The 17,107-nt window shown below is 40.3% G+C and carries 10 protein-coding genes and 1 tRNA gene; 8 read left to right on the forward strand and 3 right to left on the reverse strand.

The features are described from left to right. Nucleotides 1-58: 58 nt before the first annotated feature. From B5X76_RS02390 to pnp, 3 genes are all read left to right on the forward strand, one after another. The gene (locus B5X76_RS02390) at nucleotides 59-1,270 is read left to right on the forward strand and encodes an acyltransferase family protein (protein WP_079640877.1); all 1,212 of its coding nucleotides are present in this window, start codon (nucleotides 59-61) and stop codon (nucleotides 1,268-1,270) included. 139 nt (nucleotides 1,271-1,409) lie between these two features. Then, the gene (rpsO, locus tag B5X76_RS02395) at nucleotides 1,410-1,688 is read left to right on the forward strand and encodes a 30S ribosomal protein S15 (RefSeq protein WP_079640879.1); all 279 of its coding nucleotides are present in this window, start codon (nucleotides 1,410-1,412) and stop codon (nucleotides 1,686-1,688) included. Between the two features lie 434 nt (nucleotides 1,689-2,122). Beyond that, complete coding sequence (pnp, locus tag B5X76_RS02400; RefSeq protein ID WP_079640881.1) at nucleotides 2,123-4,300, forward strand: polyribonucleotide nucleotidyltransferase; 2,178 nt, start codon at nucleotides 2,123-2,125, stop codon at nucleotides 4,298-4,300. Nucleotides 4,301-4,446: 146 nt separating this feature from the next. Here the strand turns inward: pnp and B5X76_RS02405 are convergent, their stop codons facing one another. Further along, nucleotides 4,447-5,952, reverse strand: a complete 1,506-nt coding sequence (locus tag B5X76_RS02405; RefSeq protein WP_079640883.1) for an SUMF1/EgtB/PvdO family nonheme iron enzyme — start codon at nucleotides 5,950-5,952, stop codon at nucleotides 4,447-4,449. A 214-nt stretch (nucleotides 5,953-6,166) separates the two neighbouring features. Between B5X76_RS02405 and ispF the strand changes: the two genes are divergently transcribed. The 4 genes from ispF (at nucleotide 6,167) to uvrC (ending at nucleotide 14,194) form a co-directional block, all read left to right on the forward strand. Beyond that, on the forward strand, nucleotides 6,167-6,646 hold the full coding sequence (gene ispF / locus B5X76_RS02410; protein WP_079640885.1) for a 2-C-methyl-D-erythritol 2,4-cyclodiphosphate synthase: 480 nt from the start codon (nucleotides 6,167-6,169) through the stop codon (nucleotides 6,644-6,646). 147 nt (nucleotides 6,647-6,793) lie between these two features. Next, nucleotides 6,794-9,955, forward strand: coding sequence for a type IX secretion system periplasmic lipoprotein PorW/SprE (gene porW, locus B5X76_RS02415; RefSeq protein WP_079640887.1), 3,162 nt, complete (start codon nucleotides 6,794-6,796; stop codon nucleotides 9,953-9,955). Between the two features lie 16 nt (nucleotides 9,956-9,971). Beyond that, complete coding sequence (locus tag B5X76_RS02420; protein ID WP_079640889.1) at nucleotides 9,972-12,218, forward strand: penicillin-binding protein 1A; 2,247 nt, start codon at nucleotides 9,972-9,974, stop codon at nucleotides 12,216-12,218. A 161-nt stretch (nucleotides 12,219-12,379) separates the two neighbouring features. After that, nucleotides 12,380-14,194, forward strand: coding sequence for an excinuclease ABC subunit UvrC (gene uvrC / locus B5X76_RS02425; RefSeq protein WP_079640891.1), 1,815 nt, complete (start codon nucleotides 12,380-12,382; stop codon nucleotides 14,192-14,194). A gap of 10 nt (nucleotides 14,195-14,204) precedes the next feature. Here the strand turns inward: uvrC and B5X76_RS02430 are convergent, their stop codons facing one another. Then, entirely contained in the window at nucleotides 14,205-15,818 is a 1,614-nt protein-coding gene (locus B5X76_RS02430; RefSeq protein ID WP_079640893.1) for a Na+/H+ antiporter, read from the reverse strand. 106 nt (nucleotides 15,819-15,924) lie between these two features. Then, nucleotides 15,925-16,803, reverse strand: a complete 879-nt coding sequence (era, locus tag B5X76_RS02435; RefSeq protein WP_079640895.1) for a GTPase Era — start codon at nucleotides 16,801-16,803, stop codon at nucleotides 15,925-15,927. A 202-nt stretch (nucleotides 16,804-17,005) separates the two neighbouring features. On the opposite strand from era, the gene B5X76_RS02440 reads away from it, so the two are divergent. Further along, nucleotides 17,006-17,077: transfer RNA gene (locus B5X76_RS02440), tRNA-Met, on the forward strand. Nucleotides 17,078-17,107 lie beyond the last annotated feature (30 nt).

The following is a 17,107-nucleotide window of genomic DNA, read 5'->3' on the forward strand; positions in this document are numbered from 1 at the left end:
AAGTCTGTTTTTGCGCATTTGTGTCAAAAAGTGGTAACTTCGTGCAATACGCTATATTATGAAACAACGTTATTATTCTTTAGACGTGTTCAGAGGGGCTACTGTCGCGCTTATGATCATGGTAAATAACCCAGGAACATGGTCCTCTATGTTTGCACCATTGAAACATGCGCCATGGCATGGATGCACACCCACAGATTTAGTTTTCCCTTTTTTCTTATTTGCAGTAGGTAATGCCATGTCTTTTGTTATTCCGCGGATGCAAGAGGCGGGAGCCGATGTCTTTTGGAAAAAAGTAATCAAAAGAACCATTCTGATTTTTTTGATCGGGTTGGGATTAAACTGGTTTCCTTTTGTTCAATGGAGCGAGGGCGCGTTGCAATTTAGAGACTGGGTAAGTGCTGTGGATGCAAATAAAGGTGTGCGTATATTGGGTGTTTTGCAACGCATAGCGATAGCTTATTTCTTCGCTTCCGTGTTGGCCTATTATTTTAAGCCTCGCACCTTGATATATATAAGTGCGTTTATTTTATTTAGCTATTGGGGACTTTGTGCTTTCTTGGGGGGAGCTGATCCGTATTCTTTGGAGGGTTGGTTTGGGACCGCTTATGATAAGCAAATTTTGGGAATAGCACATCTGTATAAGGGGGAAGGAGTGCCGTTTGATCCGGAAGGTCTGTTGAGTACAGGGCCTGCAATAGTTCAAGTTGTGTTTGGATACCTGGCTGGTACTTTCATTAAAAAGCAGGGGCAAGTGGATTGGTTGTGGACTAGGGTGCCACAAAGCAACGAGCCGCATTTTAAATTATTATCAGGTCTGCTGGTGACAGGATTTATTTTGGTTGTCTTGGGTTGGATATGGTCTCTTGGATTTCCGATTAATAAAAAGATCTGGACGAGTTCTTATGTCTTGTATACAACAGGTCTAGGTGTAATGACTATAGGAGGCATGATCTGGTATATCGAAGTACAGGGAGTAAAGAATAAACTAACTCAATTTTTTGATGTATTCGGTAAGAATCCTTTATTTATTTTTGTTTTGAGTGGCTTATTGCCGAAGGCGACTGCGTTAATTCGTATACCAAATGGAGTAGGTGCTGATGGCGAAAAATTATTTACAACACCATTTGCATGGTTTTATAAAAACGTATGCGCACAGATTCCCGGACCAACAGAGTTAGGATCATTTGTTTATTCCTTATGTTTTCTAGCAATAATGTGGGCAATCTGTTATTGGTTGGATCAGAAAAAAATCTACGTTAAGGTGTAGCTGTTTGAATAAGCGGCAAAAAGCTATGAATAATGAGCGAAGGACAGTCTTCGCTATTTTTAAATTTTATTTTTTACTTTTTAATTCTATCTTTGCACTCAATTAATAGATTTTTTAACGCTTTAATATTATTCAAGAGATGTATTTAAGTAAAGAGTACAAAGCTGAGATCTTCGCAGAATTTGCTGGAGCAGCAGCAAACACAGGTTCTGCAGAAGGACAAGTAGCTTTATTCACAAAGAGAATTGCTCACCTAACAGAGCACTTGAAAAAAAACAGGAAAGATTTTAACACACAACGTTCACTACAAATGTTAGTAGGTAAGCGTCGTGCTTTATTAGCTTATTTGTTCAAAAAAGATATCAACCGTTACCGTGCGATCATTAAAGGTCTAGGTTTACGTGATATCATCAAGTAAGCTTATACGTGAAAAGCTAAACGGCTATCCAAAATTTGGGTGGCCGTTTTTTTTGGGGTCTCTGCGAACGGTTAGTTTTTTTTAACAAGCACAGAGGAGGTTTGATGACAGTAAAAGCAAACGTCACCCTGCTGTGTCCCGAGAATCGGGGAGTGTAGCGGAGCGGAATCGAACGGGGCTATCAACTGTATAGGGTTAATTATGTAGCTTCTAGATATCTCCACTTCGGTCGATGACGATATAGTTTACAAACCGAGCTTGCGAGCTCACCCTAGGTAATCTGTCATTGCTAGTCTTCGTAGATGTGGTATGAAAGTTTTGTTTCGTCCGTTTTTTACGCTATATTTTATTTACCTTTGTGGTGATTTTTTAAGGTCAAAAAACAAGGTGCATCATATTAGTAAAGAGGAAAATGCACCAATAAAGAAAACAAAATGAGTTATAACGAAAAGAAAGTAACGATTGAAATGGGCGGTAGCCTACCTCCAATCGAATTGTCTACAGGAAAGTTAGCGAAACAAGCTGACGGATCTATTGTTTTAAAGCAAGGTAATACTATGTTGTTGGCTACTGTTGTTTCAAATAGAGAAGCTAAAGCAGGGGTAGACTTTTTGCCTTTATCCGTAGATTACCAAGAGAAATATGCTGCTACCGGCCGTATTCCAGGAGGTTTCTTGCGCCGTGAAGCGAGATTGTCGGATTACGAAGTTTTAATCTCTCGTTTGGTCGATAGAGCTTTACGCCCATTGTTCCCAGAAACATATCATGCAGATACCCAAGTGATGATTTCATTAATCTCTGCAGATAAAGATATTATGCCAGATGCATTGGCAGGGTTGGCAGCTTCAGCGGCTATTGCTGTTTCTGATATTCCTTTCAATGGTCCGATCTCCGAGGTTCGCGTAGCCAAAATTGATGGACAGTTGGTGATTAACCCTCGTCTTTCGGAATTGGAGAAAGCTACCTTAGAATTTATCGTAGCTGGTTCTGCGCAGGATATCGGCATGGTAGAAGGTGAAGCTAGTGAGATTTCAGAGGCGGAGATGGTAGAGGCGATTGCTTTTGCTCACGAAGCTATCAAAAAACAAGTAGCGGCTCAATTAGAGCTGGCTAACTTGGTCGGATCTACTGTAAAACGTGAATTCAACCACGAGCCTTCTAATTTGGAGTTGCGTGCAGCAATTTTTGCAGCAACCTACGATAAAGTGTACGAAGTTGCTAAATCAGGATCTACAAAACACGAACGTTCTGAAAAATTCGCAGTTATCGGCGAAGAGTTTTTTGTGACTTTAGGTGAAGATCTTGATGAAGAAACTAAATTCTTGGCAAAGAAATATTACCATGACGTGCAGTATGATGCGGTACGTAACTTGGTGTTGGATGAGGGTATCCGTTTAGATGGTCGTGATGTGCGTACCGTGCGTCCGATATGGTCTGAGGTCGATTATTTACCGGCCGCTCACGGTTCAGCCGTATTTACGCGTGGAGAGACCCAAGCATTAACTTCTGTTACTTTAGGTGCTAAAGACGACGAGCAGATGATTGATGGTGCTTTCATTAACGGGTACAATAAGTTTATCTTGCACTATAATTTCCCTGGGTTTTCGACAGGAGAGGTAAGACCGAATAGAGGTGCTGGTCGTCGTGAGATTGGTCACGGTAACTTGGCTATGCGTTCATTAAAGCAGGTTCTTCCAAGTGATTCTGAAAACCCATATACGATTCGTGTCGTTTCTGATATCTTAGAGTCAAACGGTTCTTCTTCAATGGCTACTGTATGTGCCGGAACGCTAGCATTATTAGATGCAGGTGTTAAATTGAAAGCGCCTGTTTCGGGTATCGCTATGGGATTGATTACTGACGAAAAATCAGGTAAATATGCGATTCTATCTGATATTTTGGGAGATGAAGATCACTTAGGTGATATGGACTTTAAAGTGACGGGTACTGAAAATGGTATCGTTGCTTGTCAGATGGATTTAAAAATAAACGGTCTTAAATGGGAAGTGTTGACGCAAGCATTGGATCAGGCCAAAGAAGCCCGTCTTCATATCTTAGGTGAGATGAAGAAAACAATCGATGCCCCACGTGAGGATTACAAACCACATGCGCCGCGTATCATTTCGTTGACGATCGATAAAGAGTTTATCGGAGCTGTGATCGGACCAGGTGGTAAAATTATCCAGGAAATGCAACGCGAGACAGGATCTACTATTTCAATCGAAGAAGTGGATAACAAAGGTGTCGTTCAGATTTTTGCAGATAATAAAGAGTCAATCGATGCTGCTGTTGCACGTATCAAAGCTATTGCAGCAAAACCAGAGATCGGCGAGATCTATGAAGGTAAAGTAAAATCAATTATGCCTTTTGGAGCGTTTGTGGAAATCATGCCTGGTAAAGATGGCTTGTTGCATATCTCAGAGATCGATTGGACACGCTTAGAGACAATGGACGGTGTTCTAAAAGAAGGGGATATCGTTACGGTAAAACTTTTGGATGTAGACAAACAAGGTAAAATGAAACTTTCGCGTAAAGTATTGTTGCCTCGTCCACCAAGAGAGGAAAAACCAAAACAAGATTCGAAACCAGCAGGAGATGCCCCTAAAGCATAATCTAGCTGATGAAAATACGAAGCCCGACCGCATAGGTTGGGCTTTTTTGTGATACTGAAGAATCGGAAAAGAGTATGGCATGCTTATAAATAATTTAGCCTCGAAGTTTTTGCTTCGAGGCTAAATAGTATAAAAGACTCTTGTTGTTATCTTCCTGGTCCGAATACATTTCCTACCATGGTCATCGCGCAACGGAAGCCCGTCATTGCATTGGATTCATTTTGCTGCATATAGCGACGGGTGGCTGGGTTTAACCAGTATGCCCTATCATTCCAAGAGCCACCTTTGAATACACGGGATTTATCATTGACAAGTGTAGTTTTACCGTATAGCGCTTTTTGTTCCTCGTCTTTAAAGCCACGTACATCATAGTCATATGAGGTTGAGTTTGGATCACCGGCTTTAGAAGCCTGAAGTTCTTCCCAAGTTTGTTTTCTTGCCGCTTTAGCAGGTACTTTAATCGGTCTGCCATATTTATCTTTGGCTAACGTCCTTGTCTCTGCATTTTCGTATTGGTTGTCCATAAAGACGTGACCACGGAAAGGATTGAAATCTTCAAAGTCTTCGTAAGAAAGTTGACGATATACATCACTCACCCATTCATTGACATTTCCGGCCATATTATACAGTCCAAAATCATTAGGCTTATAGCTCTTTACAGGAACAGTGATATCGCCTCCATCATTTAAATCACCAGCAACTCCCATATTATTTCCACTTGTGATTTTGAAATTGGCCATCATTTTACCTTGATTTTTTCTGCTAGCATCACGCACGCCTAACCCATTCCATGGGTAAGCCTTGCTCGTCTCAATATTACCATCATAAGTATTGCCTATCAGACCAAGAGCAGCATATTCCCATTCCGCTTCTGTAGGTAGTCTATAGGGTTGTTTTAAGATGCCGTCTTCCATTCGCACCGTTCTTTTCGCATCTTTTTGGGCACCTATTTTGTTGTCTGCAGGCATGTTTTTTCCATCAATACCTGCACCTTGGTATTGCCCGTTTAGGTACATGTCCGTATTGTAGGCCTGTCCGACTTGCTGTTGTTGTTCACTTAAGGTCTTGTAGTCGACCAAAATTCCTCGCTCACGTAATATGTTTTCATTCACGCGGTCGGTACGCCATTGGCAGTATGCATTTGCCTGTTCCCAAGAGACACCTACCACAGGGTAGTCTTGGAAAGAAGGATGACGTAAATAGAAATTGACATAAGGTTCATTGTAGGATAGTGGATTCCGCCATACCAAAGAGTCCGGAAGCGCATCGTAATAAAGTTTACCATCTTGAGGATAACTTTGAGCAATCCAGTGTAGGTACTCTAACCAATCCGCATTGGATACTTCGGTCTCATCGATGTAGAAAGAAGCAACAGTTACTTTTCTTCTCAGGTTGTCATGTGAAAATCCTAAATCTTCATTCAGACTTCCGCCCATCACGAAACTACCGCCTTCGATTCCAATGAGTCCAGGACCAGGGCTCTCTTTGATCTTTCGGTTAATTTGCAGTCCTCCATTATAGGGGTCGTTATACCTTACCCCTGTCTTATCGGATACATCTCCACGGCGGCTTTTACTTTTGCAGGAAGTCATCAGCACGGATGATGCTACGACTATAACGGCAGAAGTAATGACAAATCTCAAATAGTTCATATGAATAATCAGTTGTCCATTAAATTAACTCCCAAAAATATAAATAATTTAAGAGATATGGTATGCTTTAGTTTATAAAATCACCAAGTAACCTATGGGTATTTGTCTTAAAAAATGTTAAAAGACAAATTTCTGCCTTTTTATGTTCAGATGTTGCATTAGGCATTGTGCAAAATATGCCTTAATTTAGGCGTTTTGAAATAATAATACACATATGAAGATAAAGGTAGGTTTTGGGTTTGACGTACATCAAATAAAGGAGGGGCATCCCTTTGTAATCGGTGGAGTGTTGTTGGATCATCACGCAGGCGCATTTGGACATTCAGATGCAGATGTGCTGGTACATGCTATTTGTGATGCAATTCTGGGAGCGGCAAATCTGGAGGATATCGGCTATCATTTTCCAAATACAGATGAGCGATGGAGAGGAATAAGCAGTTTGCTATTGCTTAAAGAGTGTGTGCGTCTGATTAAGGAAAAGGGCTGGGTGTTGGGTAATATCGATGGAATGCTTTGTTTAGAGGCACCGAAGATTAAGCCTTACATTGGAGCGATGAAAGAGAAGATCGCAGAAGCTACGGGTCTAGAAATCGATGATATATCCATCAAAGCCACGACTAACGAGACAATGGGGTTTATAGGCCGTGGAGAAGGAGTTGTGGCTTATGCGGTCTGTTTGATACAGAAAGGATAGCTCCGATTTTTTGTTTTTTTTTCTAAAAACCTAGAATTAACTGAAATTAGTGTTTTTTAACAGCAGATAATGCTGTAATAATTAATACTTTTGTATTGTTGGGGGGAAGTGTGTAAATCCAATTACCTTAATACATAGGTTTATAGAATGTTAGTTTTAATTTCGAGATCTGCCTTACGTTGTATATTGCCAGGATTTGGTTTGATTCTTTTTTGTTCGGTATTGCTGTTTTCCTGCAAGAGTGCCAAAAATAAAAACAGAGCCTTTGATAAAACCAACGGCATAGCGGAAGAAAAAGAATATAATTTTAGACAGAATTTTACAACAAAGTATAATATTCTTTATAACTCCAACATGATGTTGGACAATGAAAGAGAAAGTATCTTTCATGGAGCTAAAAAGAATTATCAAGTTCGTCAATCCGTTTTTGATGAGCCCCATGGCGATGGTGAGCCCCATAAATTGATGGACTCGCTGATCCAGAAGGCCTATAAGATTGTTAATAACAAGCAGGAGAGCAAGTACGTTAATGAGGCCTATCTTTTGATTGGAAAAGCTAATTATTATAAAGGAGCTTACCACACGTCAATCGAGTTTTTTAATCAGTTACTTCGTACGGCCTCTGAGGAGCAAAAGCAATATTTGCCTCTAGCCTATGCTTGGAAATCAAGGGCTCTTTTGCAGATAGGAAAACAGGAGGCTGCGAAAATGGCGTTGGACTCCTCGTTTATCACGTTAGACGAAGAGAAGAAGAGTCGAACATTTGTGAACGCCGCAGCGGCTAATTATCACGTTCGGGTTGGAGCAGAACAGACCGCTATTCCTTATTTGGAATATGCTTTAGAGTCTAATTCAAGTACACTGGATAATAGACGGTGGGCTTTTTTATTAGCCCAGTTGTATAAAGATAACGGACAGAAGGAAAAGGCATTTGCTTATTTTGATAAGATCGCCAAAAGTAACGTGCCGTTTGATATGGCTTTTGAAGCTAGCTTGCAAGCTGCATTTTTGGAGGGAGATAGAGGGTTGACTACTGTAGAGCGAGTGAAACCACTCAAGCGTATGCTGAAGGAAGGGAAAAATGATGGTTATCAAGATCAGATTCTCTATCAGATAGGCGATATCTACTATGGGGCAGGAGAAGATGAAGAAGCGTTAACCTATTTTAAAAAATCGCTGTTACAACCAAAACGTAACGAATATCAATCTACAGAGACCTATTTGCGTCTTGCTGAACATTATTTTGATCAACAACACTATTTTGATGCCCAACGTTATTTCGATTCCGTTGCAATGGTTTTGCCCGCAGACTATACTGACGTAAATAAGGTGCGACGCAAGTTGGGATATATGGACGAGATAACGACGTTATATCAGGAAGTCGCTTGGCAAGATACCTTGCTTCAACTGGCTGCCTTGGATGATAGCGATCGGGAGGCTACATTAGATACTTATGCACAGGTACAGTTGTCCTTAAAGAAAAGAGAGATCGAAAGACAAAAAGAGTTAGCAAAGAAGGGTAAAAAGAGAGCTAAGGGAGAGTCGATAACAAATCCTGCCTTTGCAGCATACAATCAAAATCAAACGCTAGACGTTGCACAGGCCTCAGATCGTACTTTTTACTTTAGTAATCCAGACGAATTGTTGGTTGGGCAGAATGCATTTAAGCGTAGATGGGGCAGCAGACCATTAAAAGACAATTGGCGCTACGATGCTGATAATGCGGGAGAACTACAAAACACAACTAAAATAGCGGCTATTACTACTGATTCTGTAGGGAAAGAAGAACAACTGGACGAAGTGCAGTTTATTGCAACAGCAAAGGAACGCTATAGTAAAGCTATTCCAAAAGAAAAAGAAGCGTATGAAGCCAGTCATAAAATTGTACATGACAAGCTTATAGTCATCGGTAATATTTACAGGGATTATACACAAGATAATAGAGATGCTATAAAAGTCTATGAGGAGTTCTTGAGACGCTACCCAAATACAGAAGCAGGAGCTGAGATCTATTACTCTTTGTATCGAATGTATGATGGAATCGATAAGGCCAAATCCCAAGATAATTTCAATAAACTGGTAGCTCTATTTCCTAATTCACTCCATGCTAAGGTTGCTCAGGATCCATCCTACATGGATAAAATAAAACGAGATAAGAATATTCTTGATCGTGTTTTTGAAAAACTGTTTGATCTGTACGCAAAAGGGGATCATGCTGCTGTAATTCGTGAAGCAGATATTGACCTAAAAGAAAGATTCGAAAATACAGCATTGGTTGCTCAGGTAGAATATCTGCGAGCGCTAGCTATCGGACGGGTAGGTAGGATCGAAGATTTTACGACTACATTAACGGGGATCATTGAACGCTATCCACAAGACAGTCTGGTAGTTCCGTTAGCAAAAGAAAATTTAGCTTTTATGGCTCAAAACCCTCAGTACTTTGTACATCGGGTGAATGCACTTCAAGATATCGACAAGTCACGTATTGCTTTTGTCGACGAACCGGATATGACAGCTTGGCCTAGTCTTGATATCGACGGTGACTACAGAAGTGGTACGGCAATTGTTAAGGAGTTACCTAAGCCGAAAGAAGAGCCTAAAAAAGAGGTTGTGGTGGCTAAGATTAAAGAGGCTGTCAAAGAAGAGCCGAAAAAAGAAGTTATAGCGACTAAGGTGGAAGCAAAGGTGAAAGAAGAAGAACCTAAGAAGGAAGTTGTAGTGGCTAAGGTGGAAGAAAAGGTAAAAGAAGAACCTAAGAAAGAAGTGGTCGCAGCTAAGGTGGAAGAGCAGGTAAAAGAGGAAGAGCTCAAACGAGCTGCACTTGTGGATGTGAAAGGTACTGATAAAGTTGGTGTAAATAATAAATTGAACAATGATGTCTCTGTTGGAGTTGCTGATATCAAGATTGCAAACTCAAAGATTGATTTCGGTCCAAATGATTACAGGGACAAAAAGTTGTTCCCGGATACGGCAGAGTATTATTTTACGGTGAATGTCATGGATCCCAAAGTAAATATGGCTCCTAGTCGTTATGGAATAGGGCAGTTTAATAGAACACGGTATCATAATGCCCCTATTAATCATCAATTAAAGGTCGTGAATGGAGAAAACCAATTAATCTTTATTGGTCCGTTTAAGTCTTTTGAAGAAGTAAAACTTTATGAGTCAAGGTTATCGCCGTTTATGCTAGAAATAATGAAAGTACCAGCGGAAATTTATAATACCTTTGTCATCACAAAACAGTCTATTCCATCGCTAACAGATGGGATAGAGATCAAGAAGTATCATCAAAATTATATAGAACAATAGCGGATATTTTTAACGGATGAAGAGAGAATCGAAAAACACTAAACTGACCCCCGAAGAAATAAGTAAATATACACGTAGATTCTGGCAGATTTTAATTGGCATTGTAGCCTTTGTGTGCTTGTTTTTAGTTGGCGTACGTGTTGGATTATTTGGACCACTTCCGTCGTTCGAAGACCTAGAGAATCCAAGAAGTAATCTGGCATCAGAAATTTTGACGGACGATAATAAAGTACTAGGTACATATTACCTGCAAAATAGATCAAACGTAAAGTATAGCGAATTATCACCTCATCTGGTGCATGCCTTAATCTCTACCGAAGATAAGAGGTTTTATGGACATTCCGGAATCGATTATTTCAGAACCCTCACGACTATTTTTCATACTGTCGTCTTGCGGGACAAGCAAGGTGGGAGTACGATTACACAGCAGCTGGCATTAAACTTGTTTTCAGAACGCCGTGAACGTGGTACTATAAAACGTATCATGCAGAAATTTCAAGAATGGATCACTGCGGTACGTCTAGAGCGGAATTATACGAAGGAGGAAATTATCATGATGTACTTCAATACGGTGGATTTTGGCTATAAAAATACCTTTGGTATAAAATCAGGAGCTCGTACTTTTTTCAATACAACACCGGATAAACTTACCGCGGAGCAAGCTGCAATTTTGGTCGGTATGTTGAAGGGGCCGAGTATGTATTCGCCTATCAGAAATAAAGAAAGGGCATTGACTCGTCGTAATCAGGTGTTGATTAATATGCATGCAGAAAGTTTCTTGACAGATGCGGAGTTGGAGGAGGCGAAAAATAAACCTTTAGAATTGGATATTAATATTTCCAGTTACGGTGAAGGACTCGCTCCATATTTTAGAGCGACATTAAAAGATGAGATTAAAAAAGAATTTCAACGTCTTTCGATTACTAAGGCCGACGGTACTCCTTATGATTTAGATAGAGATGGCTTGCGTATTTATACACCGCTGAACTACAAGATGCAGGAATATGCCGAAGCAGCACAAAAGGAGTGGATGCAGAAGTTACAGCGTGAGTTTGATAAGCAGTGGCGAAATAGGAATGCCTTTTCCGGAGATAAAGCTAAACTATTGGAGACGGGAATGAGACGGTCTGACCGTTACCGCGAAATGAAAGAAAATGGTGCTTCAGCGGAAGAGATAAAAAAAGCGTTTAACACAAAAGTGTCAATGAGTATTTTTACATGGAAGGGATCGGTAGATACTGTAATGACGCCAATGGACTCTATAAAATACAACAAGTTGATGTTGAGAAACTCCATGATGGCTATGGATCCGATGACGGGGCATATCAAAGCCTGGGTAGGTGGGATAAATTTTGAACATTATAAGTTTGATCAGGTTAAGACTGGGACTAGGCAGGTAGGTTCAACAGCAAAACCTTTTACCTACGCAGTGGCGATAGATAATGGGTATTCTCCATGTTATACTGTTCCTAATCATCAACAGACATATGGAAATTGGACACCTCGCGGTACAGTACAAGGAGGGGATCCCATTACGCTGAAGAATGCTATTAAGTATTCTCAGAACTTTGCTACAGCCTTTGTTATTAACGAAGTGGGGGCGGCTAGTGTTGCCGATCTAACACGTAAGATGGGAATTACTTCCGATGTGCCTAATTATCCTTCCATATCCTTAGGAGCTTATGATGCTTCGGTATACGATATGGTAGGGGCTTACTCCGCTTTTGTAAATCACGGTACATGGATCGAACCGACAATGATATTACGCATAGAGGATAAGAACGGAACTCCTATTTATGAACGTACACCGAAGGTGGTAAAGGCGTTGAATAGTGAGTCTGCGTATATTATGGTTGACATGTTGAGAGGTGTAGTCGACGGCGGAACGGGTTCGCGTGTACGTCGTGCTGATTATGGCGGATTGACTATTCCTATGGGGGGAAAGACAGGTACCACGAATGATAATTCAGATGCTTGGTTTATTGGATTTACTCCACAATTGGTCGCAGGTGTGTGGACAGGTGCAGAGGATAGAGGGATCAGTTTTAGTAGTATGCAGTATGGGCAGGGGGCTGCTGCAGCGCTTCCGGTGTTCGGCCTGTTTATGAAGAAAGTATATAGCGATAAATCGTTGAATTATACAAAGATGGATTTTCCTAAACCTCCGGGGGGTATGACACGTGTTATGGATTGTTCGGAATATTCTAAGTACGATGGGTATTCTTCGGAGCCGCAGTTGGAAGACGACCGTTTAGGTTTTTAAGCATCAAATAACCGTAAACGATTTTGCCGAAAATAGTGTGCTGGGGATGTCTCATAATTGAAACTCTCACGTCACCCCGATAAATCGGGACAGGTAATCGAGCGAAATGACGATAAAGTCTACTTTTGGCACAGCCTATTTTTTAGATTAGGGTCAGTAAAATGAGTTCATTTGACTATAAAATTGAATTAAAGCGAATTCCACATAAACCTGGGGTTTATCAATATTTTGATAAGGATGATGTATTAATTTATGTCGGAAAGGCTAAGGATTTAAAAAATCGTGTAGGCTCGTATTTTGTGAACGATCGGCAGCTGAACTCAAAAACCAAAGTTCTCGTACGGAAGATACAACGCATTGCCTTTACCATCGTAGATACGGAGATTGATGCCTGGCTTCTCGAGAATAATCTGATCAAAAAGCATAAGCCGAGATATAATGTCATGCTCAAGGACGATAAGACCTATCCTTGGATTGTGATAAAGAATGAGGCTTTTCCTAGAGTATTCTGGACACGAAAATATATTAAGGACGGGTCGAAGTATTACGGTCCTTATGCTTCAATTGGTATGATGCATATTGTACTCGATACTATCCGGGAGTTGTTTCCCTTGAGGACCTGCTCTCTGAATTTAGCCCCGGAAAACATTGCTAAAGGGAAATATAAGGTTTGTTTGGAGTATCAGATAGGTAATTGCAAGGGACCTTGTGAAGGGTTGCAAGATCCGGAAGAGTATAATATGAACCTGGAAAGTATTAAAGATATTCTGAATGGTAAGATAGGGGTGGTGACTTCGAGACTTAAAGAACAATTAAACGATGCTATCGCTGCACTAAATTTTGAAGAAGCACATGTTTTAAAGACAAAACTAGACAAACTGGACAATTATCAAAGTAAGTCAACAGTCGTCAGTTCGTCGATAACCAATATTGATGTTTTCAGTATTGCCTCTGATGAGAGTTACGCTTTCGTTAATTTCTTGAAGGTAATGAACGGCGTAGTTATTCAGACGCAAACATTGGAAATGAAAAAGCGATTGGAAGAGACTGATGAAGAGCTTCTGGCAATTGCCATCCCTGAAATCAGGAATCGATACAAGAGCGTTTCCCGTGAGATAATAGTGCCTTTTGAGATGCAGATTGAAGGTTTTTCAACAGATGTCACTTTTTTTGTGCCTAAGTTGGGCGATAAGCGAAAACTATTAGATCTTTCCTTGAAGAATGTTGCTTATTTTAAGAAGGAACGTTTGCTACAATATGAAAAACTGAATCCTGAAGTAAAAACAGAGCGTCTGTTAAACCAGATGCAAAAAGACCTGCGGATGAACGTGCTGCCTCGACATATCGAGTGTTTTGATAACTCGAATATTCAAGGTAATTTCCCCGTATCAGCTATTGTTGTTTTTAAGGATGGAAAGCCGTCTAAAAAAGATTATAGGCATTTTAATGTGAAGACAGTAGAAGGGCCAAATGATTTTGCGACGATGGAGGAGGCTGTTTTTAGGCGGTATAAGCGATTGTTGGATGAAAACCAGGAACTACCTCAGTTGATCATAATTGATGGCGGAAAGGGGCAGCTTGGAGCAGCACTGAAAAGTTTAAGGTTACTAGGGATCGAAAAAAAACTTACTGTAATTGGGATCGCGAAACGTTTGGAAGAGCTTTACTATCCAGGAGATCAATACCCATTATACCTGGACAAAAAATCCGAGACCTTACGTGTCATACAGCATCTTAGAGATGAAGCGCATCGTTTTGGTATTACTTTTCACCGCAATCAACGTAGCCGTAAGACCTTTGTGTCGGAACTGGAGAATATTCCAGGTATAGGCAAGACAACCGTTGAAAAACTTCTTAAGGTGTTTAAGTCGGTAAAACGGATTAAAGAGCAATCTGATACAAGTTTATCAGAAATATTAAATACAAAGCAGCTAAAGGCACTTCGTGCATATTTTGAAGCGCCTTCAGATAAGTAGTTTAAAGCCGTTAAGTGTGTTGAAAACCAGTTATTTTTACTTCGTCATAATCGAGCTGGTTTTCAATATTTCGTAATACGGTGTCGTCAAAGGTTTTCTCTTTCCGTATAAGCCGTAATTCATTCCGCTCTTCCTGGATAAGCGCCCGAATAATCTCTCGGCTTTCGGCCTTGTCAATAGTAAAGTTACTTGGGCCTGCAGTACATATATTTTTATCTTCCAGCATAGCGATTTCATTTTCCAAACGATGTTTATAGTGTAAAACCAGCCCATTGTCTTCTATTTCTTGGGAAAAATCATTTTTTAATTTATCCAATGACGCTTGCTTGATTCTCTTTAGCACCATGATTTCCTGCTTGTCCTCCGAAATCCCAGTGCCTTGATCTTCAACTTTTAATAAGCGCAATAGCCATGGGAGAAGTAAGCCCTGACCCACAAGGGTAATCAGAATGGTTACGAATGTTACGAATAATATAATATTACGATGTGGAAAGACTTCTCCATTAGGTAATAAAGCCGGGATGGATAATGCAGCAGCTAGAGAAACAACGCCTCGCATCGCTGCCAGGCTAATGATTAATGGTTCTTTCCAATCCGGTATGGGGAGATCCTTGTTCTTGAGTTTGGAACGGTACCAAGGTATATAGGTAACCATAAAGCTGTAGGCCATGCGAACTAAAATGATGACTAGGCTGAGTATGACCGCGTAGTAAATCCCCTGTTTAATCGTGTGGTGCTGCATATTAGCGATTACGACAGGAAGTTCTAATCCGATAAGGATGAACACGGCTGCATTCATCAGGAATATAACGACCGCCCAGACAGAGGTTGCTTGGAGTCGAGAGGTATGGCTGAGATAACAGTCTGCGTGATAGGACATAAATAAACCTGCGGATACTACGGCCAGTACACCTGAGAAACCATAGTGTTCTGCTACGATATAGACAATGTAAGGAACCAATAAAGTGAATACGGTATCAATGTTTGAGTTTGATGGCATCTTGCGCAAGACGAAACCAGCGAAGGCACCAATAAGCAAGCCTATGGCAGTCCCGCCTACAGCCATAATAAAGAAGTCGGATACGGCTTCACGCATTACAAATTGGCCCGTCATCACTGCGGCTAGAGCAAATTTGAAGACGATCAAACTAGATGCATCATTAATCAGACTTTCTCCCTCTAATACGCTGGTTATCTTTTTTGGGATTTTTAAATGTTTCAGAATGGAAGTTGCAGCAACGGCGTCGGGAGGGGAGTTTATGCCCCCTAAAAGGAAGCCCATAGCAAGTGTAAGTCCCGGGATCAGCGAAGAAGATACGTAAGCAACAACCAAGGAAGTGATGAATACGAGGCCGAAAGCCATGGAAAATATTTGTTTTCGCCAGTTATGAAAATCTTTCCAAGAGGTAAACCATGCTGCTTCAAATAAAATTGGCGGTAAAAATAATAGAAAAATAAGATCTGAATGAATTCGAATATGGGGCATACCGGGTGCAAGACTGATCAGTAGGCCCGCGATAACGAGAAATATAGGATAGGCTATTTTTAGTTTTTGGCCCAATAGTACTAGCATCATCACGCTGAATAGTACGCTGATAGTGGTTAATAGATAATCGTGTATCATGTAATAAAACCATTTATTAACTAAAAATAGTAATTAGTTTCGTTGTTTGTTGCCTCGGATAAAAAAAAGGGGCTGTCTCTTTTTGAGACAGCCCCATTCCTATATTTTAGTCTTCGTATCCGAATCGCTTTAGATGATTTTTCTTGGACCTCCAATCTGGAATTACCTTGACAAATAATTCTAGAAATACCTTTCCATCAATAAACTCTTCAATATCTTGACGAGCATAGGTACCTACTTTTTTGATCATTGCCCCCGCTTTTCCTATCAAGATGTTTTTCTGTGAATCCCGTTCTACAATGATTTCAGCAGCTATACGTGTTATTTTAGCTTCTTCTTTGTAGGAGGTCACGACTACTTCTGTGCTATAAGGGATTTCTTTGTCGTACAATTTGAAGATTTTTTCCCGAATCATCTCTGAAGCAAAAAAACGCATTGATTTATCGGTAAGCTCATCCTTCTCGTAATAGGGAGGGTGTATCGGGAGTTTTTCTTTAATATAATTTAATATGGGTGGTACATTGTAGCCCAGTAGTGCGGACATCGCAAATATAGCTTCTGGGTTGAGTTTCTCTTTCCAAAACTCGATCTTTTCTCGTACTTCTTCTTCCGAAGATTTATCAATTTTGTTAATTAATACAGCTACTGGGGAAGAACTATTGCGTAATTTGTCTATGACGTCATTCTCGTCATATTTTTCGTGAATGTCCGTGACAAATAAAATAATATCTGCATCTATTAAGGATCCTTGTACAAAATTCATCATAGATTCTTGTAATGTATATTTGGGAACGATCACGCCCGGAGTATCCGAAAAGATAATCTGATGATCTTCATCGTTGACTATACCCATAATACGGTGGCGGGTGGTTTGTGCTTTAGGTGTGATGATAGACATTTTTTCACCTACTAAAGCATTCATTAGCGTAGACTTACCTGCGTTTGGTTTACCAATGATACTTACGAATCCAGCTTTGTGCGACATTATTTTGCTTTTTATTTGTTTTACAAAGAAACAAATAATATCTTTGTACTCCAATTAAGGGAGTAAATAATCTTTGATTTTGATAACAAGAACAAAGATTTGAAATAAGAAAAGTAGAGATATAGGGTTAGTTTAACTCATTAGGCTTATATTCGCCAGCTGGTGAACATTGGGTCGAGTCTCAAAAGCAATAAAGATATATTGCGGGGTGGAGCAGTGGTAGCTCGTCGGGCTCATAACCCGAAGGTCATCAGTTCGAGTCTGGTCCCCGCTACTAAAAAACATTAAAGCGCGAGGCTTTAGA

It is taken from the genome of Sphingobacterium nematocida (assembly GCF_900168125.1).
Lineage (GTDB): Bacteria > Bacteroidota > Bacteroidia > Sphingobacteriales > Sphingobacteriaceae > Sphingobacterium > Sphingobacterium nematocida.

Bases quoted from the DNA above. Each gene is read 5' to 3' on its own strand.
- B5X76_RS02390 (WP_079640877.1), top strand. From the start codon at position 59: ATGAAACAACGTTATTATTCTTTAGACGTGTTCAGAGGGGCTACTGTC.
- rpsO (WP_079640879.1), top strand. From the start codon at position 1,410: ATGTATTTAAGTAAAGAGTACAAAGCTGAGATCTTCGCAGAATTTGCT.
- pnp (WP_079640881.1), top strand. From the start codon at position 2,123: ATGAGTTATAACGAAAAGAAAGTAACGATTGAAATGGGCGGTAGCCTA.
- B5X76_RS02405 (WP_079640883.1), bottom strand. From the start codon at position 5,952: ATGAACTATTTGAGATTTGTCATTACTTCTGCCGTTATAGTCGTAGCA.
- ispF (WP_079640885.1), top strand. From the start codon at position 6,167: ATGAAGATAAAGGTAGGTTTTGGGTTTGACGTACATCAAATAAAGGAG.
- porW (WP_079640887.1), top strand. From the start codon at position 6,794: ATGTTAGTTTTAATTTCGAGATCTGCCTTACGTTGTATATTGCCAGGA.
- B5X76_RS02420 (WP_079640889.1), top strand. From the start codon at position 9,972: ATGAAGAGAGAATCGAAAAACACTAAACTGACCCCCGAAGAAATAAGT.
- uvrC (WP_079640891.1), top strand. From the start codon at position 12,380: ATGAGTTCATTTGACTATAAAATTGAATTAAAGCGAATTCCACATAAA.
- B5X76_RS02430 (WP_079640893.1), bottom strand. From the start codon at position 15,818: ATGATACACGATTATCTATTAACCACTATCAGCGTACTATTCAGCGTG.
- era (WP_079640895.1), bottom strand. From the start codon at position 16,803: ATGTCGCACAAAGCTGGATTCGTAAGTATCATTGGTAAACCAAACGCA.